Consider the following 25838-nt stretch of genomic DNA (forward strand, 5'->3'; position numbering starts at 1 on the left):
GGGGTGCTCTTGATCTTCCGGCAAGTTCGGGGCTACGCCCTCCAACCTCCCCCTGCTTGCAGGAGGAGGAATCGAGGTGCCGTTGCTGCGTCGAGGCTGGCCAAGGCCACTTCAGTCGGCTTTGTAGCTCACCAGCTCCATCACCATGTCGCCACCGTCGTGCTGCGACAGCTTCACCGGCAGCGGGTAGCGATCGGGTGCGTACCATGCGCTGAAGCCGCGGTCGGCGTCGGTGCGGTCGACCCGTTGGGCGTCGAAGCGGCCGGCGGGTACCGTGATGGCTTCGCGGCCGGTCACCTTGAAGTTCTGCACCTGCACTTCCTGGCGTACCGCCACCGGCAGCGCAACCTGCTGCTTGCCGTCGCGCAGGGCCACGCCGAGTGCCAGCGCCAGGGTGTTGCGCTCGACCATGCCGGGGACGGCCCGGTAGCTTTGCGGGCCCTTGCCTTCGTCGACGCTGACCTGTTGCCTCGGCCAATCGACCGCCAGCTGGCGCTGTTTCTGCTTGACCGCCGTCTGCATCCGGTAGTCGTAGCTGATCGCCTCCGGCACGTCGCCCTTCCAGCGGAAGCGCGAGCTTTCGGTGACGCTGGCAGCGAGCAGCGCGGCCAGCCCGCCGGTGCCCTTGACGTCCTTGCGGTAGATCCACTCGCCGTTGCCGGCCGCGTGCAGGCTCACCGTGGCCTGGCCCATCGACTGGCCGCCCTGCGACACGTTGTAGGTGGCGGTGAACGCCGGGGGCGTGGCGGCGATGGCGGCGCCGGCGCCAAGCAGCAGGCCGAGGCCGAACAGGGAGGCGAGCAGGGATCGGATGGTCATGCGCCGAGTCTGCCCATGCGGGGCTGAACCGGTTCTAAGGCCGCTCTTGCCCGTCATTCCGCCTGACCAGCCTCTGGCTGTTGAAAAGCGCCTCACGGGAGTGACGGCGGTTGTTCGGACCTGTCCTAGGGCTGCAGGCCGCGGTCACCCAGCCGCAGCGGCGCCGTCAGCAGCTGGCCGTCGAAGCGCGGCGCCTGGCCGTCCCAACGCAGCCGCCCTTCAGTCAGCAGGCGCAGCACCTCCGGCAGCAACCGGTGTTCCAGCGGCAGCAGGCGCTGGGCCAGACGTTCCTCGTCGTCGCCGGCTTCGATCGACAGGCAGGCCTGCGCGATCACCGGGCCGCCATCCAGTTCGGCGGTGACGAAATGCACGCTGGCGCCATGTTCGGCATCGCACGCCTCCAGCGCGCGGCGGTGGGTGTGCAGGCCGCGGTATTTCGGCAGCAGCGAGGGGTGGATGTTGATGATCCGGCCCACCCACGGCTGCAGCGCCTCGCCATCGAGCACCCGCATGAAACCGGCCAGCACCAGCCACTCGGCACCGCTGGCGGCGATGCGGGCGAACAGGTCGAAGTCGAACGCGCGCCGGTCCGGGTAGCTGCGCGGGTCGAGCGCCAGCGTCGGGATGCCGGCGGCTTCGGCCAGGCGCAGTGCGGGCGCGGCGGCCTTGTCGCTGCCGACCAGCACGAACTCGACCGGCAGTTCGCCGCGTGCGTGCGCATCGAGCAGCGCGGCGAGGTTGCTGCCGCGCCCGGAGGCGAGCACGGCGACTTTGGCAGGAGCAACGGTCATGGAGCGGTTCAGCCGATCTGCACGCGCTCGTTGCCGGCCGCGGGCACGATTTCGCCGATCACCGAGCTGGCCAGGCCGTGCTTCGCCAGCAGCGCCGAGGCGCCCGCCACCGCGTCGCGCGGCAGGATCACGGTGAAACCGACGCCGCAGTTGAACGTGCGCCACATTTCCTCGCGCGCCACCTTGCCTTCGCGCATCAGCCAGTCGAACACCGGTGGCAGCATGATGGCGGAGGCGTCCAGCGCGATGCCGAGGCCGTCCGGCACCACGCGGATGATGTTCTCCTTGAGGCCGCCGCCGGTGATATGGGCCATGCCGTGGATGGCCGGGATTCGGGATTCGGGACTGGTCCCTTCGACAAGCTCAGGGCGGGGAATTCCGGAAGAGCTGGCGCCCAGCAACTCAAGCATGGGTTTGACGTAGATCGTGGTCGGCGCCATCAGCGCGTCGACCAGCTTCACGCCGCCGAGGTCGAGGTCGAACGGGTTGCCGGCGCGCTCGAGAATCTTGCGGATCAGCGAATAGCCGTTCGAGTGCGGGCCGCTGGAGGCCACGCCCAGCACCACGTCACCGGCCACGATGGCCGCGCCGGTGAGCATCCGCGACTTTTCCACCGCGCCGACGGTGAAGCCGGCCAGGTCGTATTCGCCCGGCGGGTACATGTCCGGCATCTCGGCGGTTTCGCCGCCGATCAGCGCGCAACCGGCCAGTTCGCAGCCCGCGGCGATGCCGCCAACCACGGCGGCGGCGGTGTCCACGTCCAGCTTGCCAGTGGCGAAGTAGTCGAGGAAGAACAGCGGCTCGGCACCCTGCACCAGCACGTCGTTGACGCACATGCCGACCAGGTCGATGCCGATCGTGTCGTGGCGGTGCAGCGTCTGCGCCAGCTTCAGCTTGGTGCCCACGCCGTCGGTGCCGGAGACCAGTACCGGCTCCTTGTAGCGGCCGGAAAGGTCGAACAGGCCGCCGAAGCCGCCCAGTCCGCCCATCACCTCGGGGCGGCTGGTGCGCTTGACCAGCGGCTTGATGCGTTCGACCAGCGCATTGCCGGCATCGATATCGACGCCGGCGGCGCGGTAGGTGAGGGCGTCAGACATGGCGGAAACCGGCGTGGGTGAAACGCGCAAGTTTACCAGCTTGCGGCGCCGTTGCCGGCCGCTGGCGCCGGGTTTGGTGACGGCCGCGATGGACGCTGGGGGCGCGATTGGGCAGACTTCCGGCGAGCTTTCCCGGAAGATGCCAGCCCATGCGCCTGCCCCGCCTGTTGATCGTCACCCTGTTGCTGCTGCTTGCCGCGTTGCCCGCGGCGCACGCGCAGGTCGCCAGCTCGCCGTATGCGGTGGTCGTGCCGGTGGCCGACACCAGCGATGCCCAACGCGACCAGGCGTTCGCCACCGCGCTCGGCCAGGTGCTCACGCGGGTCGCCGGCGGCCAGGACCTGCGCAGCAACGCTGGCTACGGCGAGGCGCTGGGCAAGGCGGCCTCGATGGTGCAGAAGTTCCAGTACCAGCGCGCCGCGACCGGACTGGTGCTGGAGGTGGAGTTCGAGCCGGGCACGGTGCGCCGGCTGGTGGCGAAGCTGGGCGTGCAGAGCGTAGGAATCAAGCCGCCAGTGCTGTTGCTGGTGCAGGGCAGCGACGGACACCTGCTCGACCAGGCGGCGCTGGCCAGCCTGGCCACGGTGGCCGGCGCACGCGGCACCAATGTGGTCTATCCCGATGGCAACCCGCCGGACCCGGCCAAGGTCGCCGCTGCCGAGCCGGCCGCGCTGGTGGCGGTCAACCGGCAGTACCACACCGGCCTGGTGCTGCTCGGCAAGCTGCGCAATGGTGCCGCCGACTGGACGCTGATCTCCGGCGGCCAGGCGCAGCACTGGAGCGGCCAGGGCGCGAATGCGGGGGCACTGCTGGGCGATGCCGGCAACGGCTTGGCCGACCGCCTCGGCAAGCAGTTCAATGTCATTGGCGCGGGCCCCAGCGAGGGCAAGCTGTGGGTCAGCGGGCTGGAATCGGCGATGGATTACGCCAACCTGGTGGCGCTCCTGCAGGAGGACCCCTCGGTGAAGCAGGTGCAGACCCTGGGCGCGCAGAATGACGGCGTGCTGCTGTACGTCAAGGCGTCCGCGCCGATCAGTGCGCTGGCCGCGAACCTCGCCGCCGGCGGCCACCTGCTGCTGCAGGGCGAACCGCATCCGGGCGCCGACGCAAACCTGCGCTGGCTGAGGTGACCGAGTGCTAGTCCCTCGCAAAACCCCGCACATCCCGGTACGGACTATTCATGGGATGCGAGTCCCTCGCAAAACCTCGCACGTCCTTGTGCGGACTACTCATGGGATGCGAGTCCCTCGCAAAACCCCGCACATCCCTGTGCGGACTCCTCAAGATAACGGGTAACCATTCCTTCCCGGGGCGTGCCGAGTGAATCAGGACAAGGATCTTTCGCGCCGCTGGCAACTGCTCGCCATCACTGCGGCCATCGCCTGGCTGGTCTGGCTGCTGGCGCCGGTGCTGATGCCGTTCGCGGTGGCCGCCATGCTGGCCTATCTGGGCGACCCGCTGGCCGACCGGCTGGAACGGCTGGGGCTGAAGCGGATGTGGGCGGCCACCATCGTGTTCGTGGTGATCATGGTCGTCGTGGTCGGCGTGCTGCTGCTGCTGATCCCGCTGATCGCGCGCCAGATCGAGAACCTGGTCAGCAACCTGCCGCGCTATGGCGACTGGGCGCAGAACACCGTATGGCCGTGGCTGCAGGCGCGATTGCACCTGGATCCGCATACCTTCGACAGCGACCGCCTGATGGCGGCGATCAAGGCGCACATCGGCTCGATCGGCGGCGTCGCCACGGCGGTGCTGGGCAAGGTGTCGCGCGGCGGCCTCGGCATCGTGATGTGGCTGACCAACCTGGTGCTGATCCCGGTGGTGGCGTTCTACCTGCTGCGCGACTGGGACCGGCTGGTGGCCAAGGTTGACGCCGTGCTGCCACGCTCGATCCAGCCCACCGTTGCCTACCTGGCCAGCGAATCGGACCAGATCCTCGGCGCGTTCGTGCGCGGCCAGATGCTGGTGATGCTGGCGCTGGGGGTGTTCTACGGCGCCGGCCTCGGCGTGATGGGGCTGACCGTGGGCCCGCTGATCGGCATGGTCGCCGGCCTGCTCAGCTTCGTGCCGTACCTGGGCTTCATCATCGGCTTCGTGGCGGCGATCGTGGCCGCGCTGGTGCAATACGGCGACTGGGCGCACGTGCTGCTGGTCTGCGGCGTATTCGCGGTCGGCCAGTTGCTGGAGGGCTACGTGCTGGTGCCCAAGCTGGTCGGCGACAAGATCGGCCTGCACCCGGTGGCGGTGATGTTCGCGGTGCTGGCCGGCGGCTACCTGTTCGGCTTCCTCGGCGTGCTGCTGGCGCTGCCGGCCGCGTCGGTGATCATCGTGCTGCTGCGCTACCTGATCGAGCGCTACCGCATGAGCGAGCTGTACAACCGGACGGGGCCGGACGATCCGGTGGTTGCCGAGGTGGAGCTGGCCGTGCATCGCGACGGCGCGGTCGAGGCCACCGTCGAACCGCCGCAGGACGACCGGACCGAACCATGATCCCGCAGTTGCCGCTGGCTTTGCGCTGGCCGCGCCGCCAGCGCTTCGAGCATTTTCACGCCGGCGCCAACGCTGCTGCATTGGCTGCGGTGCAGGCACTGGCGCTGCAAGCCGCTGCGCCGTGGGTCTACCTGCACGGCGCTGCCGGCAGCGGCCGCAGTCACCTGCTGATGGCCGCCTGCCAGGCCGCCAGCGCGGCGGGGCGGCAAGTGCAGTACCTGCCGTTGGCCACGGTCGTCGATCGCCCGGCCGCCCTGCGCGGCGTCGCCGGCAGCGAGTTGCTGGCGCTGGACGATCTCGGTGCCATCGCCGGCAACCGCGACGCGGAGCATGCGCTGTTCGACCTCTACAACCGTGCCCGTGCCGAAGGCAGCGCCTTGCTGTTCGCCGCCGACGCCACGCCGGCTGCACTGGGAATCGAGCTGTCCGACCTGCGCTCGCGCCTCGGCGCCTGCACCCAGTTCGCGCTGAAGCCGCTGGACGACGCCGAGCGCCGCGCCGTGCTGAAGGCGCAGGCTGCATCCCGCGGCATCGAGCTGGACGACAGCGTGCTGGACTGGCTGTTCGCCCGCCACACGCGGGACCTCGGCGCGCTGCTCGACCTGCTCGATAAACTGGATGTCGCGTCGCTGGCTGCGCAGCGGCGCATCACCATTCCGTTCCTGCGCGGCTTCCTGCGCGAGGCGGCATCCTGAAACGACGAAGGCGCCCGCAGGCACCTTCGCTCATCCGGTCGGTCGCACCGCTCAGGCCTTGAGCAACCCCGGCGTGGCGTGCTGGCCGATCGCGTCGGTCAGCGCCTTGGCCACGTTGAGGTTGCCGGCGATGAGGTTGCCGCTTTCCGGGATGCCGTCGCGGCCGGCGAAGTCGCAGTAGCGGCCGCCGGCTTCGTGCACCAGCAGCACGCCGGCGGCCATGTCCCACGGCTTCAGGCCGATCTCGAAGTAGCCGTCGTAGCGGCCGGCAGCGACGTAGGCCAGGTCCAGCGCGGCGGAGCCGGAGCGACGGATATCCTCGGCCTGGCCGAGGATGGCGCGGGTCATGTCCAGCTGCGCGGCGAGGTGTTCGCGCTGGCGGAACGGGAAGCCGGTGGCGATCATCGCGCCGCCCAGGTTCTCGCGCTTGCCGACGCGCATGCGGCGGTCGTTGAGGTAGGACCCGTCGCCCTTGCTGGCGGTGTACAGCTCGTCTCGCAGCGGGTCGAACACCACCGCATGGATCGGCACGCCCTTCTCCAGCAGCGCAATCGACACGCAGAAATGCGGGATGCCGCGCAGGTAGTTGTGGGTGCCGTCCAGCGGGTCGATCACCCAGGTCAACGGGCCCTTGCCGGTCGCGCCGCTTTCCTCGGCGAGGATCGCGTGGTCGGGGTAGGCGCGGCGCAGTTCCTTGATGATTTCCGCCTCGGCCAGCTTGTCGACCTCGGAGACGAAATCCATCTGCTGCTTCTCGACGATGTTGAGGCCGTCGATGCGGTTCATGTAGCGCAGGATCACGTTGCCTGCGGAACGGGCGGCGCGCGCCGCGATCGTGACGTGGGGTCGGGCCATGGGTTTCGACTTTGGAAGAGAGCGGGGCTGCGGCCGGCGATTCTAGCAGAGGCGGGCCCTGGCCGCCCCGCGTCCACTATTCTTGTCGACCCGAACCACCTATCCGCCCAGCGCATGACCGACCTTCACGACCTCGCCGCCCGCATCCGCTACGTGCTGGTGCGCACCTCGCATCCGGGCAACATCGGCAGCGCGGCGCGGGCGATCCGCACGATGGGCTTCGCGCGGATGGAGCTGGTCGCGCCGCACCGTTTTCCCGACCCGGAGGCCAACGCGCTGGCCGCCGGTGCGGACGAGGTGCTGGCCAGCGCGGGCCTCCATGCCGGGCTGGTCGACGGCCTGGCCGGCAGCAGCCTGGCGCTGGGCCTGTCGGCGCGCCGGCGCGGCGTGAACCTGCCGGAACTTTCGCCGCGCGAGGCGGCCCGCCAGGCGCTGGCGGCGGCGACGCGCGGCGAGCAGGTGGCGCTGGTGTTCGGCAACGAGCGCACCGGGCTGGAGAACGAGGAACTGGCGCGCTGCCACGCGATGGTGCGGATTCCCAGCGTGGACGACTTCAGCTCGCTCAACCTGGCGCAGGCGGTGCAGGTGATGGCCTATGAACTGCGCATGGCGCTGCTCGGCGACGAACCGCCGGCGCCGCCGCCGGAGCACGACGAGCCGCCCGCGGACGCGGCGCAGATGGAGCAGTTCTACCGCCACCTGGCGCAGACGCTGGACGACATCGACTTCCACAAGGGCCGCGAGCCCACCACGATCATGCTGCGCCTGCGCAAGCTGTTCCAGCGCGCGCAGCCGGACGAGCGCGAGTTGCGCGTGCTGCACGGCATCCTCGCCGATGCGCAGCGGATGGCAGGGCTGGCCAACGGCAGGTAGGCGGCTTCGGTAGGGCGGGCACTGCCCGCCGGCCTTTCAATGTGCGGTGGGTAATGCAGGAGCGGCGGGCGGTGCCCGCCCTACGAAGCTGCACGGCATCCTTGCCGATGCGCAGCGGATGGCGGGGCTGGCCAACGGCAAGTAACCGGCTTTGCTCCCTCCCCTGCGCAGCAGGGGAGGCTGGGGTGAGGTGCTTTTTGCCAGGGCGGTGCGAAGAGCTTCACCCCCTCCTGACCTCCCCCTGCGAGCAGGGGGAGGGGCCGACCGTGCGGTCAGGGATGTTTGTCACTGCTCGTCGTCAGACAGCTCCAGCGACGGCGCCGGTGTGACCAGCAGCTTGTCGATGCGGGCGCCGTCGAGGTCGACCACCTCGAAGCGGATGCCGTGCCAGGCGAACATCTCGCCGGTCTGCGGAACGTGGCCGAGCGCGGTCATCACCATGCCGGCGGCGGTGCGGTAGCCGTGTTCCTCCTCGCCCGGCAGTTCGTCGATCTGCAGCAGCTCGCGCAGGTCGTCGGTGGAGAGGCTGCCGTCGACCAGCCAGCTGCCGTCGGCACGCCGCTTGATCGGGCTGTCCTCGCCGCTGCCGGCGTGGCCGATCTGGCTGGCGCCGACCACTGCCGCCAGCAGGTCGTTGACGGTGACCACGCCTTCAATGTCGCCGTACTCGTCGACCACCAGCGCCAGCGGCGTCTCGGCATCGCGGAACTCTTCCAGCAGGTCCAGCGCGCGGGCGGTGGCCGGCACGAACAGCGGCTTGGCCAGGTGGCCGAACAGCTCCGGCTTGCCCTCGGCGAAGCTGTGCAGCAGGCGTTTGACCTCGACCACGCCGACCACCTCGCTCTCGTCGCCGCGATACACCGGGTAGCGCGAATACGGGGTCGCGCGCAGCACCTCGACGTTCTCCTCGCGGCTCGCCGCGATGTCCAGCCAGGCGATGCGCATGCGCGGGGTCATCACGCTGTCCACCGTGCGGTCGCCCAGGCGCAGCACGCGGTTGACCATGTTGTGCTCGTCGGCGTCGAGCACGCCCTGCTCGGCGCTCTCGGCCACCAGCAGGCGAATCTCCTCCTCGGTGACCACGCCGCCTTGCGGGGTGGCCCGCAGCAGACGCAGCAGCAGGTTGCTCGATGCATTCAGCAGCAGCACGAAAGGCGCGGTCAGCCGCGACAGCAGCAGCATCGGGATTGCCGCGTACGAGGCCAGTTTTTCCGGCGCCGACAGCGCCAGCCGCTTGGGCACCAGTTCGCCGACCACGATCTGGATGTAGGAGATCAGCACGAAGCCCAGCACGATGCCGACGCCCCGTGCGTACGGCGCCAGCCACGCCAGCGGCGCGCTTTGCAGCAGCAGGGTGGAGATCTGGCCGCCGAGCGCGTCGCCGGCGACCGCGCCGGTGATCAGCGTCACCACGGTGATGCCGACCTGTATGGTGGACAGGAAACGCTCGGGCGCCTCGGCGTGCCGCAACGCGGCGGCGGCCTTGCGGCTGGTCCGCGCCATCTGCTTGAGGCGGCTCTTGCGGGAGGCCACCAGTGCCATCTCCGACAGCGCGAAGAAGCCGTTGCAAAGGGTGAGCACGAGGACGAGCGCGATTTCGGTCAGCATCGCGGCGATGTCGGGGGAGGCTGCATGGGCACAGTGTAAGGGTTGCGCGGGCCGCCGTTCACGAGAGCATTGATGCGGGGCAACACGGGCGTCCTGTAATATTACTGTCATCCAACCCCTTCAGGCATGGCCCGGATGTTTTCACTGCAGACGATTTTCGGCAAAGGTGACAAGTTCTACGGCCTGCTCGAACAAAGCGCTGCCACCGTCTGCGAAAGCGCCGGCGCCCTGCACGAACTGCTGACCCGGCCCGGCCAGGGGCCGGTGATGGCGGCCTTCACCGCCACCCGCGCGCGCGAGAAGGTGCTGGCTGCGCAGATCAGCGAGGAGCTGGTGAACACCTTCGTCACCGCGCTCGACCGCGAGGACATCGAGGCGCTGAATTCGGCGCTGTACAAGATCCCCAAGACCATCGAGAAGTTCGCCGAGCGCTACGAGATCGTGGCCGATCGCCTGGCCGGGGTGGATTTCGCCCAGCGCACGCTGGTGCTGCAGCGTTCCAGCGAGGTGGTCGCCGAGATGATCGGCGAGCTGCGCCGCGGCCTGCGCATCGACCCGGTGAAGAAGCTGCAGGACCGCCTGCAGGCGCTGGAATCGGAAGGCGACCGCATGCTGCTGGCGCCGTACCGCACGCTGTACACGGAAGGCGGCGACGCGATGAGGGCGATGCTGGCGAAGGACCTGTTCGAGCTGATCGAGAAGGCCATCGACAAGTGCCGCGACGTCGGCAACATCGTCTATTCGATCGTGCTGAAGAACTCCTGAGGTTACGCCCGTGACCTCGCGCCTTCCGCCCCGTCCGGCCGCGCTGCCGGTGTTGCGCACGTCCTCCCGCCTGATCGGGGGCCGCGCATGAGCGTCGTCATCGCGGTAGTGGTGATTGCGCTGGTCTTCACCTATATCAACGGTTTCCACGACACCGCCAATTCGATCGCCACGGTGGTGGCGACCAAGGTGCTCTCGCCCGGCCAGGCGGTGCTGCTGGCGGCGGGTACCAACCTGGCCGGCGCGTTCATGGGCACCGCGGTGGCGGCCACCATCGCTTCCGGACTGATCAACGCCGGGGTGATCGAGATGGGTTCGCAGCTGCTGGTCTGCGCACTTCTGGCGGCGATCGTGTGGAACCTGATCACCTGGTGGCTGGGCCTGCCGTCCAGTTCGAGCCATGCGCTGATCGGCGCGCTGGTGGGCGCGGCGCTGGCGGCTTCCGGCAACAATTTCGACGCGGTGGTCTGGGTCGAGGGCAGCGTGCTGAAGGGCCACGGCGTGGTGCCCAAGGTGATCATCCCGATGGTGCTCTCCCCGCTGGCGGGTTTCATCATCGGCTTCTTGCTGATGGGCGCGCTGTATGCGCTGCTGGCCTGGTTCGCGAACCGGCAGGGCTGGTCGCGCCGGTTCGGGCGCACCCCGTTCGTCAACGCGTTCTTCGGCAAGGCGCAGGTCGTTTCGGCCAGCGCGATGGGCGTGGCGCACGGCATGAACGACGCGCAGAAGAGCATGGGCATCATCGCGCTGGCGCTGGCCGGCGCCACCGCGGCGCACCAGTTCGACCACCTGCCGGCATGGCTGGGCTTCCTGCGCATCGACGGCGACCCGGCCGGCGGCTTTGAGATCCCGGTGTGGGTGAAGGTGGTCTCCGCGCTGACCATGGCCGCCGGCACGGCCGGTGGCGGCTGGCGCATCATCAAGACGCTGGGCCACAAGATGGTCAAGCTGCACCCGATCAACGGCTTTGCCGCCGAGACCAGCTCGGCGGCGGTGATCCTGGCCGCCTCGGCATTCGGCATTCCGGTGTCGACCACGCACAATGTGTCCGCCTCGATCATGGGCGTGGGCGCGGCCAAGCGTTTCAACTCGATCCGCTGGTCGGTGGTCGAGCGCATGGTGTGGGCGTGGATTCTGACCCTGCCGGTCACCGCGCTGCTGGCCTACGGGTTGGTGATGGTGTTCCGCATGGCGTCCTGAGGCATCAACTGTAGGAGCCCGCTCGCGGGCGATGCCTCTGGAGCGGAGGTTCGGGGTTCGCAAAAGCAAAGGCATCGCCCGCGAGCGGGCTCCTACAGAGTGTCGTCGCCGGTACTGATGAGCTGTTCCAGCTGGTCGCCGAGCACACCCAGCTCGTGCACCACGCGCTGCAGTTCGGTGCGGTCGAGGAACTCGTAGGGGCGGTTTTCGCACAGGTGCAGGTAGGGCGATCCGTCCAGGTCGGTCACCGCGAGAAAGCCGGTGCGCTGCTGCCAGTTGAAGCGCAGGCAGCGCACGGGGTCGGTGCCGGCGAGCGGGCCGATCGGCGTGGATACGCGCAGATAGCGCAGCCCCGCTTCGTCTTCCAGTTCCGCCAGGTAGATGCCCTGGTAGCGGTTCGGCGCCAGTTTCAGATCGAAGCTGATCAGGTAGGGATCGTTCTGGCGCAGCTCGTGCAGGCTGCCGAGATGGGAACGCACGGCTTCGAAGTGGCGCATGGCGGCTTCCTTCGACAAGGACCGGAAGCTACTCTGCCACGGATATCCGCTTGCGTCGCGTGAACCATGAATGAGGCCGCCGCCCGCATCTACGCCGCCATCGCCGCGATCCCGCGCGGCCGCGTCGCCAGCTACGGCGCCATCGCCGCCCGTGCCGGACTGCCCGGGCGGGCGCGGCTGGTCGGCCGGCTGCTGGGCGAGGTGCCCGATGGCATGGAGTTGCCGTGGTACCGCGTGCTGCGTTCCAGCGGGCACATCGCGATGGCGCCGGGCAGCCGCGGTTTTCGCGAGCAGTCGCGCCGGCTGCGCGCCGAAGGCGTGGAAGTGAAGAACGGCCGCGTGCCGCTGTCGCGCTTCGGCCTGGATGGCGATCTCGACCACGCGCTGTGGGGCATGCCGGACGGCTGAACGGTGGCGTCGCCGACGAGTCGTCGCAGCTATTTCCGGCGGCCAGGCCGGGCCGGTTTGTTACCATGCAGCCGATGAAAGCCATAGAGCCTGCTCATGATCTCCAAGTGCCCCGCGTTGCCATCGAGTGGCCGCCATGCGGCAGCGCGTGGCTTGGTCTGACAGCCAGTCAGGCGCGGCGCCACGCACTACCACCTGGCGGCCACTCGATGGCAACGCGGGGCACTTGGAGATCATGAGCAGGCTCTCAGCCCTTGAGCTGCTGCAAAGCGTTTTCGGTTATCCCAGTTTCCGCGGCCAGCAGCAGGCCGTGGTCGAGCATCTGGCCGAGGGCGGCGACGCGCTGGTGCTGATGCCCACCGGCGGCGGCAAGTCGCTGTGCTACCAGATTCCCGCGCTGCTGCGCCAGGGCACCGGCATCGTGGTGTCGCCGCTGATCGCGCTGATGCAGGACCAGGTGGATGCCTTGCGCGAAGCCGGCGTGGCCGCCGCCTATCTCAACTCCAGCCTGGGCGCGGAAGCGCAGCGCGAAGTTGAGCGCCAGCTGCTCGCCGGCGAGCTGAACCTGCTCTACGTGGCGCCCGAGCGGCTGCTCACGTCGCGTTTCCTGGGCCTGCTGGAAAGCATCGAGGTGGCGCTGTTCGCGATCGACGAGGCGCACTGCGTGTCGCAGTGGGGCCACGACTTCCGCCCCGAGTACCGCGAGCTGGTGGTGCTGCACCAGCGCTTCCCGCAGGTTCCGCGCATTGCGCTCACCGCCACCGCCGATCCGCGCACGCGCGAGGAGATCGTCGAGCGGCTGGCGCTGCAGGAGGCGCGGCGGTTCGTCTCCAGCTTCGATCGGCCGAACATCGGCTACCGGGTCGGCCTGCGCCACAACGCCAAGCGTCAGCTCGCCGAGTTCCTGCAGGGCCACCAGGACGAATCCGGCATCGTGTACTGCCTCAGCCGGCGCAAGGTGGACGACACCGCCGCATGGCTGGCCGAGTCGGGCGTCGAGGCGCTGCCATACCACGCCGGGCTGGACGCGGCCACTCGCGCGAAGAACCAGCAGCGCTTCCTGCGCGAGGACGGCGTGGTGATGGTGGCCACCGTCGCGTTCGGCATGGGCATCGACAAGCCCGACGTGCGCTTCGTGGCGCACCTGGACCTGCCGCGCAGCATCGAGGGCTACTACCAGGAGACCGGCCGCGCCGGCCGCGACGGGCTGCCGGCCGAGGCGTGGATGATCTACGGCCTGTCCGACGTGGTCACCATGAGCCAGATGATCGCGCAGTCCGAATCAGACGACGAGCGCAAGCGGGTCGAGCGGCAGAAGCTGGAATCCCTGCTGGCCTACGCCGAGGCCACCGACTGCCGCCGCCAGCTGCTGCTGGGTGCGTTCGGCGAAAGCCACCCCGGCGCCTGCGGCCATTGCGACAACTGCGTCGCGCCGCCGAAGACATGGAACGCCACGGTGCCGGCGCAGAAGGCGCTGTCGGCGGTGTACCGCACCGGCCAGCGCTTCGGCTCCGGCCACGTGATCGACGTGCTGCGCGGCGAGGAAACCGAGCGCGTGCTCAGCCTCGACCACCACCGGCTCAGCACTTTCGGCATCGGCGCCGATCTCGACGAGAAGCAGTGGCGCTCGGTATTCCGCCAGCTGCTCGCCGCCGGCCTGCTGGAGGCCGATGCCGAAGGCTACGGCACGCTGCGCCTCACCGCCGCCAGCCGCAGCGTGCTCAACGGTGGCCGGCAGGTGAAGCTGCGCGAGGATGCCCGCCCCGAGCGCGCCAGCCGGCGCCGCCGCGACAGCAAGCTGGTCACATCCGGTAAAGGCAGCGGCGGCGGCAGCCTCGGCATCGAGGCCTACGAGCAGGACCTGTGGGACGCGCTGCGCGCCTTGCGCACGCAACTGGCGAAGCAGCAGGGCGTACCGCCGTACGTGGTGTTCCACGACGCCACCTTGCTGGCGATGCTGCGCGCCATGCCGGCCAACGAGGACGAGCTGGCCGGAGTCAGCGGCGTGGGTGAAGCCAAGCTCAAGCGCTACGGCCGCGATTTCCTGGCGGTGATCAACGCTACGGCCTGAGCGGCGGCAGCGGATATTCTCCCTTCGTTGGTTCTCGAACCCTCACGCCGCCTGAGCCCTTCCCCTTCGGGAGAGGAGTTGGAGTGCGGTTGCGTGCGCCCCACGCTCCGCCTGCACCCTCATCCGCCCTCCGGGCACCTTCTCCCGGAGGGAGAAGGGAAAGGCCAAGTTTGATACGGGTACGCGGCACCGGAGACAGGAGTGAGGGTACGAGCAGGCTCTTGCGAATCCCGAATCCCAAATCCCTTCACTGCATACGTATTCACCCGGACACGGTCAGGCGCTACGGTGCAGACTCGGGCGCATCTTGATGCCATGACGTTGGGGAGACGCGATGAGCACGATGGACACGACGGGCGACGGCCTGGGCCAGCGCGCCACCGCACGGGTGGTGCTGATCTCGGCGGCGGCAGCACTGGGCGGCTTCCTGTTCGGTTTCGACACGGCGGTGATCAACGGCGCCGTCGACGCAATCCGCGGCGGCTTCGCGCTGGACGCGGCGCAGACCGGCTTCGCGGTGTCCTGCGCGCTGCTCGGCTCGGCGCTGGGTGCGTGGTACGCCGGCATGCTGGCGAACCGCTTCGGCCGCGTGCGCACGATGCAGGTGGCGGCGGCGCTGCTGGTGGTCAGCGCGCTGGGCTCGGGGCTGGTCACCGGGGTGTGGGACCTGGTGCTGTGGCGGCTGGTCGGCGGCATCGGCGTGGGCGTGGCCTCGGTGATCGCGCCCACCTACATCGCCGAAGTGTCGCCCGCGCACATTCGCGGCCGGCTCGGCTCGATGCAGCAGCTGGCGATCGTGCTGGGCATCTTCGCGGCGCTGCTCAGCGACGCCTGGCTGGCCGGCGTGGCCGGCGGCGCAGCCGAGCCGCTGTGGCTGGGGCTGGCGGCGTGGCGCTGGATGTTCCTGGTGGCGACGCTGCCGGCACTGGTCTACGGCACCCTGGTGCTGGGCGTGCCGGAATCGCCGCGCCACCTGGTCGCCAAGGGCCGCCTCGACGAGGCCCGCGTGGTGCTGCGCAACGTGCTGAACATGCACAACGAAGCCGCGCTGGACAACAAGCTGCGCGACATCGAGGACAGCCTGCGCTCGGAGCACAAGCCGCGCCTGCGCGACCTGTGCGGCAAGACGGCGGGCCTGCTGCCGGTGGTGTGGGTCGGCATCCTGCTGTCGGTGTTCCAGCAGTTCGTGGGCATCAACGTGATCTTCTATTACTCGTCCACGCTGTGGCATTCGGTGGGCTTCAGCGAGGCCGACTCGTTCACCATCACCGTGGTCACCTCGATCGTCAACGTGCTGGTCACCCTGGTGGCGATCGCGCTGGTCGACAAGGTCGGCCGCAAACCCCTGCTGGTGGTCGGCTCGGCCGGCATGGCGATCACCCTGGGACTGATGGCGTGGTGTTTCTCGCAGGCCACCGGCAGCGGCGCCACGCTGAGCCTGCCCGGCGCCACCGGCGTGGTGGCGCTGGTCGCGGCGAACGCCTACGTGGTGTTCTTCGGGGTGAGCTGGGGCCCGGTGGTGTGGGTGCTGCTGGGCGAGATGTTCCCCAACCGGATCCGCGCCACCGCGCTGGCGGTGGCCGCGGCGGCGCAGTGGCTGGCGAACTTCGCGATCACCAGCACGTTCCCGGCGCTGGCCGAGCTGGGCCTTACCTTCGCCTACGGGCTGTATGCCGGCTTCGCGCTGCTGTCGCTGCTGTTCGTGCTGGCCGGCGTGCGCGAGACCAAGGGCATCGAGCTGGAGGACATGCGCGCATGAAAGCCATCGGGCATGCCGCGCTCCGGTCAGTGGCGCCGGCTGCGGACTGCGCCTGCCGCGAGGCGCGGCGGGCGGTATACGACAGGCGGCGGGCAAACCGGCTAGGATTCGGGGGCGCCGGCACCGTGCCGGACAAGCGGATGGCGGATCAGGCCGCGGATGAAGGGAAAAGCCACATCGATCGACATTGCCCACCTGGCCGGGGTGTCCCAGGCCACGGTGTCCCGCGCGCTGCGCGGCAGCCCGCTGGTCAATGAGGAAACCCGGCGGCGCATCCAGGCCGCCGCCGACCAGCTCAACTACAAGGTCGACAAGAACGCCTCCAACCTGCGCCGGATGCACACCGGCACGCTGGCGCTGCTGTTCTTCGAGGACCCTACCGCCGACGAGTCGCACATCAACCCGTTCTTCCTGTCGATGCTGGGCTCGATCACCCGCGCCTGCGCGTTGCAGGGCTACGACCTGCTGATCTCGTTCCAGCAGTTCTCGCGCGACTGGCATGCCGATTTCGCCGACAGCAAGAAGGCCGACGGCCTGATCCTGCTCGGCTACGGCGACTACCTGGCGTATACCGACAAGCTGGAGAAGCTGGTGGCGCAGGGCACCCGCTTCGTGCGCTGGGGCGCGGTGCTGGCGGATCAGCCCGGCGTGTCGATCGGCTGCGACAACTTCCGTGGCGGCCAGGCGGTGGCCGCGCATCTGCTAGAACGTGGCTGCCGCCGCATCGCCTTCCTCGGCGACGCCTCCAGCCACTATCCCGAGTTCTTCGGCCGCTATCGCGGCTACGTCGACGCCTTGCAGCAGGCGGGCGTGGAAGTGGACCCGGCGCTGCAGGAGAACGCCGAGAGCACCGAGCACTCCGGCTACGAGGCGATGCGCAGCCTGATCCTGCGCGAGGTCGGCCTGGACGCGGTATTCGCCGCGAGCGACCTGATTGCGATCGGCGCCATGCGCGCGCTCAGCGACCACGGCCTGCGCGTGCCGCAGGACGTGGCGCTGGCCGGCTTCGACGACATCGCCACCGCCAGCTTCGTCAACCCGCCGCTGACCACCGTGCTGCAGGACACCAAACAGGCCGGCGAGGTGCTGGTGGACAGCCTGCTCGGCCTGATCCGCGGCGAGCCGGTGGACAGCGAGGTGCTGCCGGTGAAGCTGGTGGTGCGGCGCTCCAGCCTGCGCTGAGAGGTTGTGATTCTTCAACCTCTCAGGCCGGCCAGGGCGAGGGCATGGATGCCCGAGTTGAGGCAACGCAGGAGCGGTTGCCCGATGCCCGAGTTGAGGCAACGCAGGAGCGGTTGCCCGGTGGGCGGACATGAAACAGTCACGCCAGTGCCTGTTTCATGTGAGCGAGGCCGGACGTGTACCGGACTCGCGATCGAAGAAAACCACGGGATGTGGTTTTCTTCACAAGCTCTGAGATCATCGCTGCGCGGCGCCACTATCGCCTTTGCATGCGATCGCATAATCTGCCACTGCCATAGCCACTGGCGTGACGGACGCTCGCACCATGGATCAACCACGGCTGGAGCTGGACTTTCACCAGGTATTCGAGCGGGTCACCGACGCCTACGTGGCGCTGGACCGCGACTGGCGCTACACCTACCTGAACGCGGCGGCCGGCGAACTTTTCGGGCGCAGGGCGGAGCAGCTGATCGGCCGGCACATCTGGACGGAGTTTCCGGAAGGTGTCGGGCAGCCGTTCCAGCTCGCCTACGAAAAGGCGATGGTCGAGCAGTGCCCGCAGCAGGTCGAGGCGTTCTACCCGCCGTACCATCGCTGGTTCGAGAGCCGCGTCTATCCGTCGGCGGACGGGCTGACGATCTATTTCCGCGACATCACCGAGCGCAAGCGCGCCGAGCAGCTGGCGACCGGCCAGCACGAGATCCTGGAAGGTATCGCGGCGCAGCGGCCGCTGGTGGAAAGCCTCGAACGGATCGCGCGCCTGCACGAGACGATGAACCCCGGCGCGCTGTGCTCGCTGCTGCTCCTCGACGACGACGGCCGGCACGTGCTGCACGGCGCCGCACCCAGCCTGCCGGACGCTTACAACCGCGCCATGCACGGGCAGGAGATCGGCGAGGCGCATGGCTCGTGCGGCACCGCCGCGTGGCACGGCGAGCGGGTGGTGGTGGCCGACATCGCCAGCCACCCGTACTGGGAGAACTACCGGGAAGTGGCGCTGGCGCATGACCTCAAGGCGTGCTGGTCGACGCCGGTGCTCGGCAGCCACAACGAGGTGCTCGGCACGTTCGCGGTGTATTTCCGCGAGCCGCGCGAGCCGCGCGAGGAGGAACTGCGCAGCATCGATCAGATGTTGCCGATCACCGGTATCGCGATCGAGAGCGAGCACCTGGTCGCGCGCCTGCGCGAACGCAACCGCTTTTTCGAGTTGTCGCAGGAGATCTTCTGCATCCTCGACCCGCGCAGCGGGCGGTTGCTGCAGTTCAACCCGTCGCTGCCCCGCCTGACCGGCTACGGCGCCAGCGAGCTGACCTCGCGACCTTATCGCGAGTTCCTGTTGCCGCAGAACCCCGGCGACGATTCCGACCCGATGCTGGCGTGCGACCAGTCCGGCGAGTGCGTGCGCGAGTTCGTCAACCGCTGCCGCTGCCGTGACGGCAGCGAGCGGCTGCTGGAGTGGGTCTCGTTCGCCGCGCCCGACGGACTGCTCTACGCGGTGGCGCGCGACATCACCGAGCGGCGCCGGGTCGAGGCCGAGCTGGCCCGTGCCTCCAGCCATGATCCGGTTACCGGCCTGCCGCAGCATCTGCAGCTCCGGCGCGAGGCGAGCGACCTGCTGAAGGACACGACGGCACCGGTCTGGGTGCTGGTGATCGGGCTGGACCGCTTCCAGGGTGTCAACGAATCGGTGGGCCACCTGAGCGGTGACGATGTGCTGCGGCAACTGGCCGGCCGCCTGCAGGCGGCGCTGGCCGGACAGGGCCGGGTCGCCCGCTTCGCCGGCGACGAGTTCGTGGTGACGGCGACCGGCCTGTCGGCGGACGGCGCACTGGCGCTGGCCGAGCGCCTGCGCGCCGCCGTGGCCGAACCAGTCGAGGGCAGCGATTACCGCCTGCTGCTGACCGCCAGCGTCGGCATCAGCCATTCACCCGACCACGGCACCGATCCAAACGACCTGCTGCGGCGGGCCGAGGCCGCGATGAGCCAGGCCAAGCGGGAGGGGCGCGACCGGGTGTCCGAGTTCTCGGTCGAGCAGATGCGCGATCTGGAAGACCGCCTGGTGATGGGCAACCAGCTGCGCGATGCGATCCGGCGCGGCGAGCTGGAACTCCACTACCAGCCGCAGTATCGCGCCACCGACCGTCGGCTGACCGGTTTCGAGGCGTTGCTGCGCTGGAACAGCGGCCAGCTCGGCCAGGTCCCGCCGGGGCGTTTCATCCCGATCGCCGAAGCGCTGGGCCTGATGCCCGAGATCGGCGAGTGGGTGCTCGACGCGGCCTGCCGGCAACTGCGGGCGTGGCTGGACCACGGCCATCGCGACTTCACCGTCGCGGTGAACATGTCGGCACAGCAGTTGCAGCGCCCCGGTCTGGCGGCGCAGGTCGGCGCGGCCCTGCAGCAGCACGGCGTGCCGGCGGCGATGCTGGACATCGAGATCACCGAGAGCTCGTTCATGGAGAACGTATGGCGCGTGCAGCGCACGCTGGCCGAGCTGAAGGCGCTGGGCCTGCAGTTGTCGCTGGACGACTTCGGCACCGGCTATTCCAGCCTGGCCTACCTCAAGCAGTTCCCGATCGACAAGCTGAAGATCGACCAGTCCTTCGTGCGCGAGCTGCCGGCCGATGCCGCCGACGCGGCGATCGTGCGCACCATCATCGCGGTGGCGCACGAACTGCACATGCATGTCGCCGCCGAAGGCGTAGCGACCCAGGCACAGGCGGACTTCCTCGCCGCCGCCGGCTGCGACGAACTGCAAGGCAACCACCTCGGGCCGGCCCTGAATGTGGAGCAGGCCGGGGAGCGTTTCGGTGTGGGGCGCGCGTAGCTGATCGGTGGCGTCCGCTCAGGCGGCGCCGGCACGTTCCTGCAGTGCCCGCAGCACGGCAAGCGCGTGGCTGGCCGCCTCGACGTGCACGAACAGGTGGTCGTGATACGCCGCGGCGACCACGTTGCAGCTGATGCCCGCCTCGGCCAGCGCAGCCGCGACGGCGGCGGTCAAGCCGACCGCCTGCAGGTCGGAATGCACGCTCAGGGTGATCCACGCGGCGCGGAACAGCACCGCCAGCCCGGCGTCCACCGCCTGCTGCTCCTCGACGATGAGGGTGAGTCCCTTACGCTCGCGGAAGGTGGCGATCGGCTCGACCCGATCCGGGATGCTGCCGCCGGGCAGTGCGACGAACACATACACGCCGCGGTTCAGCACGGGATGCATCGAGTGCAGCAGTTCGGCGAGATTCGAGACGGGGTGGCTCATGGCAGTCCTCGCGACAGGCGCAAGCGGTCAGCTCGCCGGCCGCACGCTCCTGGGCCGGTACGCCATGCCGACGCCCGCCGGCGCGGTCGGTTCGAAGCCGAACCGGGCGTACAGCTCCTGCGCCCTGCCGTCCGCGATCAGGCTGACGTAGCCGCCGGGCGGCACGTTCGCGTCCAGGTAGCCCAGGATCTCCTGCATGATGCGCTTGCCCAGGCCCTTGCCCTGGTGCCCGGGCAGCACCGCGATGTCCACCACCTGGTAGAAGCACGCGCCGTCCCCGATGATGCGGCCCATGCCGATCGGCTCGCCGCGATGCAGGATCTGCACCGCGAACAGCGAGCCCGGCAGCCCGCGCGCGGCCACCTCTTCGGACTTCGCGCTGAGCCCTGCGCCGGTGCGCAGGGCGTTGTAGACGCTGGCGCTCGGGGTTGCATGGACGACGGCGCAGGCGGCGTCGTTCGTGCTCATGCTGCTATGGGTGCCGGTTCATTTGCCGGCCGACGATGCGGTGGGCGTCCTGCGGAACAGTCGAAGCCAGAACGCCAGCTCGAACAGCACGCCGGCGAGGAGCAGCACGCTGCCGACCAGCGGGGCGCCGAAGTACAGCGGGCCGAGGCCGAGGGCATAGGCGGTGATGGCCGCGAGGAAGATGGCGAAAGTGATCAGGTGGCGCATGGATTCACCTCTTTGCGTGGGGCGTGGCATTCACTGATAGGCCGCAGGCCGTTTCGTGGCAGCAAGGGCCGGCCCGCGTTTCACAGCGCACGGCCATCGTAGTGCCGGACCGGGATGGTCGAGAGCTCGATGCCCTCGATGCAGCGGATGTTGATCGCAGCCATCACGCTGCCCTTCGGGTCCGGGCCTTCGGCGTACGGATGCATGCCGCAGACCGGGCAGAACCGGTGCTGGATGGCGTGCTGGTTGAACGTGTAGCTGCTGGCGGCGTCCTCGGGCGTCAGCAGGTGGAGCTTCTCGCGCGGCACGAACCATAGCAGCGAGCCCTTGCGCTGGCAGATCGAGCAGTTGCACGCCAGCGCTTCCCCGATCTCGCCTTCCACCTCGAACGCCACCCCGCCGCAGTGGCAACTGCCCTTGTGGTTCATGGCCGACCTCCCGATGTTCTGCGTCGTGGTCCGATATTCGATGATGAGCCTGCGATGGATCGTGCCATCACGATATCCCGCTGCGGGTCGTTGCCCAGCGGAAAAACATGGTCGCCGACCTCGACGAAGCCGCATTTCCGGTAGAACGCGATCGCCCGTGGATTGTGCTCCCACACGCCCAGCCAGATCACGTCCGAGCCGCGCGCTTCCATTTCCCGGATACAGGCACGCATGAGATTCTGCGCAATCCCCTTGCCATGCCAGGCGTCGGCAACATACAGCCGCTGGATCTGGCCGGGGGAGGCGGCCGCAACGCAATCCGGTGCGCCGTCCCAGCGTAGTTGGGCGAAGCCGACCAGCCCCTCGTTGCCATCGCACAGCAAGGTCAGCATGCGCGGGTCGGCGATCTCACCCGACTGGATCGCTTCGCCGTAGCTGGTGCAGCAGTGACGATCCATGTTTTCGGATGTATTTGCCGCGCCGAAGGTGCCTCGGAAGGTCGCCTCGGCGAGTCGCGAGAGCGGTGCTGCGTCGCCGGGGGTGGCTGTTCGAATGACGGGCAAGGACGTCTCCTGAGGTACACGGTGCCAGGGTGGACGGCGTCTGATGACGTTCGATACTGCAGGCGCCGACGCGCACCACGCACCACGAGGACAACCCCGTGACGGCAAAAAGCCTGAAAGCTCGAGGCAGGAGCGTCACGCGTTTGGGGGTGTTGGGGAGTTTCCTGCAGATTGGTTGGCCTCCGCTGGCTGAAGCCGGGTACGCGCATTCGCGGGCGCAGATATCACGCCTTCTATCCATTGGATGTAGCTTGAGATGCGAACGCCGTAGAGGATTGCGCCGTAGAGACCTTCCACGAATGGGCGACCCGGTGCCCATCTGCTCCAGAATGGATGGCCCGCTGGATACTTGCTCCAGGAGGCCAGGCCGACGAGTTGTCTTGAACCCCGGCCCCCGGTGATCAAGGGGCCGCCGCTGTCGCCGCTCCCCATGATGCCTTCAAGCGGCAAGGCGGATGCAGGCGGGTCAAAGCGATACCAGACATAGCGCGCATCGGCGCCGACAACCACGTTGAAGGCACGGCGCAAAACGGTGCGATGCGGGCTGTGGGAATCCTGGCCTTCGACGCCATTGCCCGTGGCGCCCTTGCCCACGAGCTGTGCGGTCATCCCCACTTCCTTGTTCCCGCGATAGAGAGGCACGGGAGTCACATCCGTCACAGGCGACGCAAGTTCGATCAGCGCGATATCGTCGGATGACGCAAGAAATGCATGGACCTTGGAGAGATCGCCGGATGCCAGGGCTTCCTTGATCAACTGGTCGGGCAGTTTCCTGTAGCCAGGGTAGGTGATGACACGCTTGACCCTGCGCGCCACGCCGCCGATGGATACTTCGTCTTCCATGCCTTGCATTTGCATTGGCGCTGCGTGCGCTGCGGTTACGACCCACCGAGCTGCAATCAGGACGCCGTGTCCCTCACCCGGCATGTCGACCAGCGCGGGGAATGCCGAAGCCGGGACTCGATATTTGGCATCGTTGACGTCGCTACGAATGACGACGGCGCCGGCCGTGGACGAGATTGCGAGCAATACAACCAGAAGAAGGCGCCTCATCGGTTTCCCTGTGATTGGAAGGTGGAAAATGTCCCTGACGCCTTTCTGGGTGACATGGCAGGAAATGAGGCTAGATTCAAATGACACTTACTTGAGCCCCGTTCTCGCTGAGCGTAGCCCGCGCAGCGGGCGGAGTCGAAGCGCCGGGCCGCCCCCATCGCCGGCGTGTCCTTCGACTTCGGCCTACGCTCAGAGCCTGCCCCGGACTTGATCCGGGGGCGAACGGGGCTTACTGAAGTAAGTGCCATTCGGGCTAGATTCGCACACCCGACATCCCGAGCATGATGACGATCGCCAGGATCATGCTGGCGCTGACTGCGAGTATCCAGCCGCGATCAACGACGCGCCGGGCTGCCCCGTGCGCGAGAAGTATTCCGCGCGCCCCCGAGGCAAGATGGCCAAGCACGAAGAACACCCCCAGCAGGTAGTGCGGCAGCAGCCGGATATTCCATGCCCCATGGATGATGCCGTCCGGGGCGCCCACGGCAAACGCCCAATCACTCGGAATATCCAGGTAGCTGCGGGCGTAGACGAACACCGAGTCCAGGTGTCCGATGACGTAGACGGCGAGATACAGGCCCGCGGCCAGTTGAAAGCTACGGAAAATGTCGCCGCGCTTGCCGCTCCAGTGCCAGAACAGACGCATGCCGGTTATCGTCTGCAAGAGCAGCAGCAACACCAGGATCGGCTGGACAACGGGGTTCCGGTAGACGGTCTCGCCGATGTGCTGAATGGCGTTGTACGTTTTCGGCGAGGCAAGGAAGAACAGGTGGTTGATCACGTGAAACGCAATGTAGAAGACGATCACGGCTGCCGTGATGCCGTGAACGACACGCCAGCGGGCGACGCTGTATGCTCCGTCCGCGGGCTTTTCGGTATCGGGACTCGCGAGCGCAATCCCCGCCATGGCCACCCACAGCACCGACCAGACAACCTCGTCCGGAAGACGGCTTTTCACCATGTAGGTCACGACGCCCAGAAAGACGTAGAGCGTTGGCGCCATGACGGTGGCGTAGGCGAGCCGCCGCATGCTCGTGGGCCCGGGAAGCTTCCAGGCGAAGGCAAACCCGACGGCAGGCGTGAGGAACACGCCAGCGAGCATCACCACGGCAAGCGGTATCGACGCGGACCCGGTTGCCGCGGGGCCGCCGACGGCCATGTGGAAGCCATCGAGCCAGAATGGATAGGCGATGGCCGCCACGGCGGGAATCAGTCCGAAGAATCTCGCCAAGCCGTACGACCTGACGCCGGTGGTTGGCGCCGCCGATATCTCGCACGTACTCGTATTCATTTTCGGACTCTCCATGTGCGCACTGTCGGTCATGCGATGCGGGTGGTTGACGCTCTGGACGAACCCGGCGCTGGCCAGTGCCCACTTGAAGTCGCCGGTCAGGAGCCCCGCGCCGTGATCATTGTGCAGCAGAGTGCCGGCTGCTGGTTGGCGTTGACGCAGCGCCGCGGCCAGCGCCCGGCGGGTCAGCTGGGCCGTCCGGGAAAATGTCCCTGACACGAATGGCGCTTGACACGAATTATTTAAGCCCCGTTCTCGCTGAGCGTAGCCCGCGCAGCGGGCGGAGTCGAAGCGCCGCCAGGTGATGGCCCCATCGCCGGTGTGTCCTTCGACTTCCTCGCTCCTCAGGACCGTGGCCAAATGCCCACTCCCCGCGTGCGGCCTTCGGCCTACGCTCAGAGCCTCGCCCGGACTTGATATGGGGATGAACGGGGCTTGGGCTCAAGTAAGTGCCATTCGTCCCTGAAGACTCATGTCGCCTTTTGCCTTTGAAGTTCAGTCGCCGCCGGAGCACGAAGCGCGGAGGAAACCGCAGGCACGCCTATGGCTTGACCGAATAGCGGCTGGAGGTTGCGATGCGGTTCCAGGCGTTGATGACGATCGCCAGCCATTCGACCGCTGATATTTCGTCGGCGGAAAGAGTTGCCGCCGCCAGATCGTAAACCGTATCCGGTACCTGCCCCTCGGAGATCAACGTAATCGCCTCGATGAGTTCCAGCGCGGCGCGTTCTTTCCCGGTGAAGTAGTCGGCTTCCTGCCATGCCGCAAGAACAGCGATGCGATCTGCCGGCTCGCCACTGGCAAGCGCGTCCCGTGTGTGCAGTCGGCAACAGAAGGCGCAGTGGTTGATCTGGGAAGCGCGCAAGCGCAAGAGATGCGAGAAGCCTTCGGCGACTCCTGCCTTCGTCAGTGCGTCGGACACAAGCCGTTCGAGCTTCGCCACGGTTTGGTACAAATCAGGTGCGGATTTGCTGAGATTTACTCTTTCAGTCATTTGGATTTTCCCTTGGCGCTGCCTGACACTGGAGCCGAGTCGACCCCATGCGCGAAGCGATCGAGTCCCGACTCGAGCGAACCGTCAGGCCACAGCTAGTTGCGGGACCACACGATATCGATCCCCGCGGACGTTCCTGTTGCGCGCCTGAGAAGGGCGATGAACTCACTGCTCGCGCCAAGGCGCTCCAGCGCATCGATCGCCGTGTGCTCGACGAAGTAGTCCTGATCCGTAGACGACTCTTCTTCCATGTGGTCGATCAGGATCTCCAGGTCACGCTCCGAGATATTTCCGAGCGTGCGGCCACTTTCCTTTTCCGATATGCGAATACTCATGAATGAGGCCTTTTTCATGGGTTGCGGGATCGATGGGGTGCGGCCTGACGCTTGGCAGGCTCCGCATCGGGGCAGATGCGCCCGATGTTCGGCCTTCGGCTTTCCTTGGTCAAGTCGACGAATCCTGCCGTGCAAC

Annotated in this window: 26 protein-coding genes; 11 read left to right on the forward strand and 15 right to left on the reverse strand. The window is 68.0% G+C overall.

The genetic code is table 11. The annotated features are described in order from the left end of the window. Positions 1–111 precede the first annotated feature (111 nt). The 3 genes from UUA_RS02490 to purM form a co-directional block, all read right to left on the reverse strand. On the reverse strand, positions 112–819 hold the full coding sequence (locus UUA_RS02490; RefSeq protein WP_008433999.1) for a DUF3108 domain-containing protein: 708 nt from the start codon (positions 817–819) through the stop codon (positions 112–114). A 125-nt stretch (positions 820–944) separates the two neighbouring features. Continuing rightward, positions 945–1610 carry a phosphoribosylglycinamide formyltransferase gene (gene purN / locus UUA_RS02495; RefSeq protein ID WP_008434001.1) on the reverse strand — a complete coding sequence of 222 codons (666 nt, stop codon included), beginning with the start codon at positions 1608–1610 and terminating at the stop codon, positions 945–947. A gap of 8 nt (positions 1611–1618) precedes the next feature. Then, positions 1619–2707, reverse strand: coding sequence for a phosphoribosylformylglycinamidine cyclo-ligase (gene purM, locus UUA_RS02500; RefSeq protein WP_008434002.1), 1089 nt, complete (start codon positions 2705–2707; stop codon positions 1619–1621). 149 nt (positions 2708–2856) lie between these two features. Here purM and UUA_RS02505 point away from each other — a divergent pair, with 149 nt between their 5' ends. From UUA_RS02505 to hda, 3 genes are all read left to right on the forward strand, one after another. Beyond that, entirely contained in the window at positions 2857–3837 is a 981-nt protein-coding gene (locus UUA_RS02505) for a DUF2066 domain-containing protein (RefSeq protein WP_008434004.1), read from the forward strand. Between the two features lie 190 nt (positions 3838–4027). Then, a complete protein-coding gene (locus UUA_RS02510; protein WP_008434005.1) occupies positions 4028–5197 on the forward strand; it encodes an AI-2E family transporter in 1170 nt (389 codons plus the stop codon). Next, entirely contained in the window at positions 5194–5892 is a 699-nt protein-coding gene (gene hda, locus UUA_RS02515) for a DnaA regulatory inactivator Hda (RefSeq protein WP_008434006.1), read from the forward strand. Before UUA_RS02510 ends, hda begins: the two co-directional genes overlap by 4 nt. Before the next feature lie 51 nt (positions 5893–5943). Here hda and UUA_RS02520 read toward each other — a convergent pair whose 3' ends face one another. Next, positions 5944–6747: an inositol monophosphatase family protein gene (locus UUA_RS02520; RefSeq protein WP_008434007.1), complete on the reverse strand. Its 804-nt coding sequence runs from the start codon at positions 6745–6747 to the stop codon at positions 5944–5946. 114 nt (positions 6748–6861) lie between these two features. Here UUA_RS02520 and UUA_RS02525 point away from each other — a divergent pair, with 114 nt between their 5' ends. Further along, positions 6862–7620, forward strand: a complete 759-nt coding sequence (locus tag UUA_RS02525) for an RNA methyltransferase (RefSeq protein WP_008434009.1) — start codon at positions 6862–6864, stop codon at positions 7618–7620. A 285-nt stretch (positions 7621–7905) separates the two neighbouring features. On the opposite strand, the gene UUA_RS02530 is transcribed toward UUA_RS02525, so the two are convergent. Continuing rightward, a complete protein-coding gene (locus UUA_RS02530) occupies positions 7906–9228 on the reverse strand; it encodes a hemolysin family protein (protein WP_008434011.1) in 1323 nt (440 codons plus the stop codon). 135 nt (positions 9229–9363) lie between these two features. Between UUA_RS02530 and UUA_RS02535 the strand changes: the two genes are divergently transcribed. Both UUA_RS02535 and UUA_RS02540 read left to right on the forward strand, forming a co-directional pair. After that, positions 9364–9993, forward strand: a complete 630-nt coding sequence (locus tag UUA_RS02535; protein WP_008434012.1) for a DUF47 domain-containing protein — start codon at positions 9364–9366, stop codon at positions 9991–9993. Positions 9994–10080: 87 nt separating this feature from the next. Next, on the forward strand, positions 10081–11193 hold the full coding sequence (locus tag UUA_RS02540) for an inorganic phosphate transporter (RefSeq protein WP_008434013.1): 1113 nt from the start codon (positions 10081–10083) through the stop codon (positions 11191–11193). A gap of 92 nt (positions 11194–11285) precedes the next feature. Here UUA_RS02540 and UUA_RS02545 read toward each other — a convergent pair whose 3' ends face one another. Beyond that, positions 11286–11690 carry a hypothetical protein gene (locus UUA_RS02545; RefSeq protein WP_008434015.1) on the reverse strand — a complete coding sequence of 135 codons (405 nt, stop codon included), beginning with the start codon at positions 11688–11690 and terminating at the stop codon, positions 11286–11288. 66 nt (positions 11691–11756) lie between these two features. Between UUA_RS02545 and UUA_RS02550 the strand changes: the two genes are divergently transcribed. The 5 genes from UUA_RS02550 to UUA_RS02570 all read left to right on the forward strand — a co-directional run bounded on the left by UUA_RS02550 (position 11757) and on the right by UUA_RS02570 (position 19934). Continuing rightward, positions 11757–12098 carry an MGMT family protein gene (locus UUA_RS02550; protein WP_008434017.1) on the forward strand — a complete coding sequence of 114 codons (342 nt, stop codon included), beginning with the start codon at positions 11757–11759 and terminating at the stop codon, positions 12096–12098. Positions 12099–12333: 235 nt separating this feature from the next. Then, positions 12334–14169, forward strand: coding sequence for a DNA helicase RecQ (gene recQ, locus UUA_RS02555; RefSeq protein ID WP_008434018.1), 1836 nt, complete (start codon positions 12334–12336; stop codon positions 14167–14169). Positions 14170–14503: 334 nt separating this feature from the next. Further along, a complete protein-coding gene (locus tag UUA_RS02560) occupies positions 14504–15928 on the forward strand; it encodes a sugar porter family MFS transporter (RefSeq protein WP_008434019.1) in 1425 nt (474 codons plus the stop codon). 159 nt (positions 15929–16087) lie between these two features. Further along, positions 16088–17110, forward strand: coding sequence for a LacI family DNA-binding transcriptional regulator (locus UUA_RS02565; RefSeq protein ID WP_008434020.1), 1023 nt, complete (start codon positions 16088–16090; stop codon positions 17108–17110). Between the two features lie 325 nt (positions 17111–17435). Further along, positions 17436–19934: a sensor domain-containing protein gene (locus tag UUA_RS02570; RefSeq protein ID WP_008434021.1), complete on the forward strand. Its 2499-nt coding sequence runs from the start codon at positions 17436–17438 to the stop codon at positions 19932–19934. 18 nt (positions 19935–19952) lie between these two features. Here UUA_RS02570 and UUA_RS02575 read toward each other — a convergent pair whose 3' ends face one another. From UUA_RS02575 to UUA_RS02615, 9 genes are all read right to left on the reverse strand, one after another. Further along, positions 19953–20363, reverse strand: a complete 411-nt coding sequence (locus UUA_RS02575) for an ACT domain-containing protein (protein ID WP_008434022.1) — start codon at positions 20361–20363, stop codon at positions 19953–19955. A gap of 27 nt (positions 20364–20390) precedes the next feature. Beyond that, the gene (locus UUA_RS02580) at positions 20391–20831 is read right to left on the reverse strand and encodes a GNAT family N-acetyltransferase (RefSeq protein ID WP_008434023.1); all 441 of its coding nucleotides are present in this window, start codon (positions 20829–20831) and stop codon (positions 20391–20393) included. A gap of 18 nt (positions 20832–20849) precedes the next feature. Next, complete coding sequence (locus UUA_RS02585) at positions 20850–21038, reverse strand: hypothetical protein (protein ID WP_008434024.1); 189 nt, start codon at positions 21036–21038, stop codon at positions 20850–20852. Between the two features lie 80 nt (positions 21039–21118). Further along, on the reverse strand, positions 21119–21466 hold the full coding sequence (locus tag UUA_RS02590; RefSeq protein WP_008434025.1) for a GFA family protein: 348 nt from the start codon (positions 21464–21466) through the stop codon (positions 21119–21121). After that, a complete protein-coding gene (locus UUA_RS02595; RefSeq protein ID WP_039953441.1) occupies positions 21463–22029 on the reverse strand; it encodes a GNAT family N-acetyltransferase in 567 nt (188 codons plus the stop codon). The genes UUA_RS02590 and UUA_RS02595 overlap by 4 nt, the downstream gene beginning before the upstream one ends. Positions 22030–22164: 135 nt before the next feature. Then, positions 22165–23082 (reverse strand): S1 family peptidase, encoded by a 918-nt coding sequence (locus UUA_RS02600; RefSeq protein WP_008434027.1) that lies wholly within the window; start codon positions 23080–23082, stop codon positions 22165–22167. Positions 23083–23335: 253 nt separating this feature from the next. Then, positions 23336–24733, reverse strand: coding sequence for a hypothetical protein (locus tag UUA_RS19205; RefSeq protein WP_008434028.1), 1398 nt, complete (start codon positions 24731–24733; stop codon positions 23336–23338). Between the two features lie 181 nt (positions 24734–24914). Beyond that, the gene (locus UUA_RS02610) at positions 24915–25367 is read right to left on the reverse strand and encodes a carboxymuconolactone decarboxylase family protein (protein ID WP_039953442.1); all 453 of its coding nucleotides are present in this window, start codon (positions 25365–25367) and stop codon (positions 24915–24917) included. Positions 25368–25462: 95 nt separating this feature from the next. Further along, a complete protein-coding gene (locus UUA_RS02615) occupies positions 25463–25720 on the reverse strand; it encodes a hypothetical protein (RefSeq protein ID WP_050981787.1) in 258 nt (85 codons plus the stop codon). Positions 25721–25838: the final 118 nt, after the last annotated feature.

The organism is Rhodanobacter thiooxydans LCS2, assembly GCF_000264375.1.
Taxonomy (GTDB): Bacteria; Pseudomonadota; Gammaproteobacteria; order Xanthomonadales; family Rhodanobacteraceae; genus Rhodanobacter; species Rhodanobacter thiooxydans.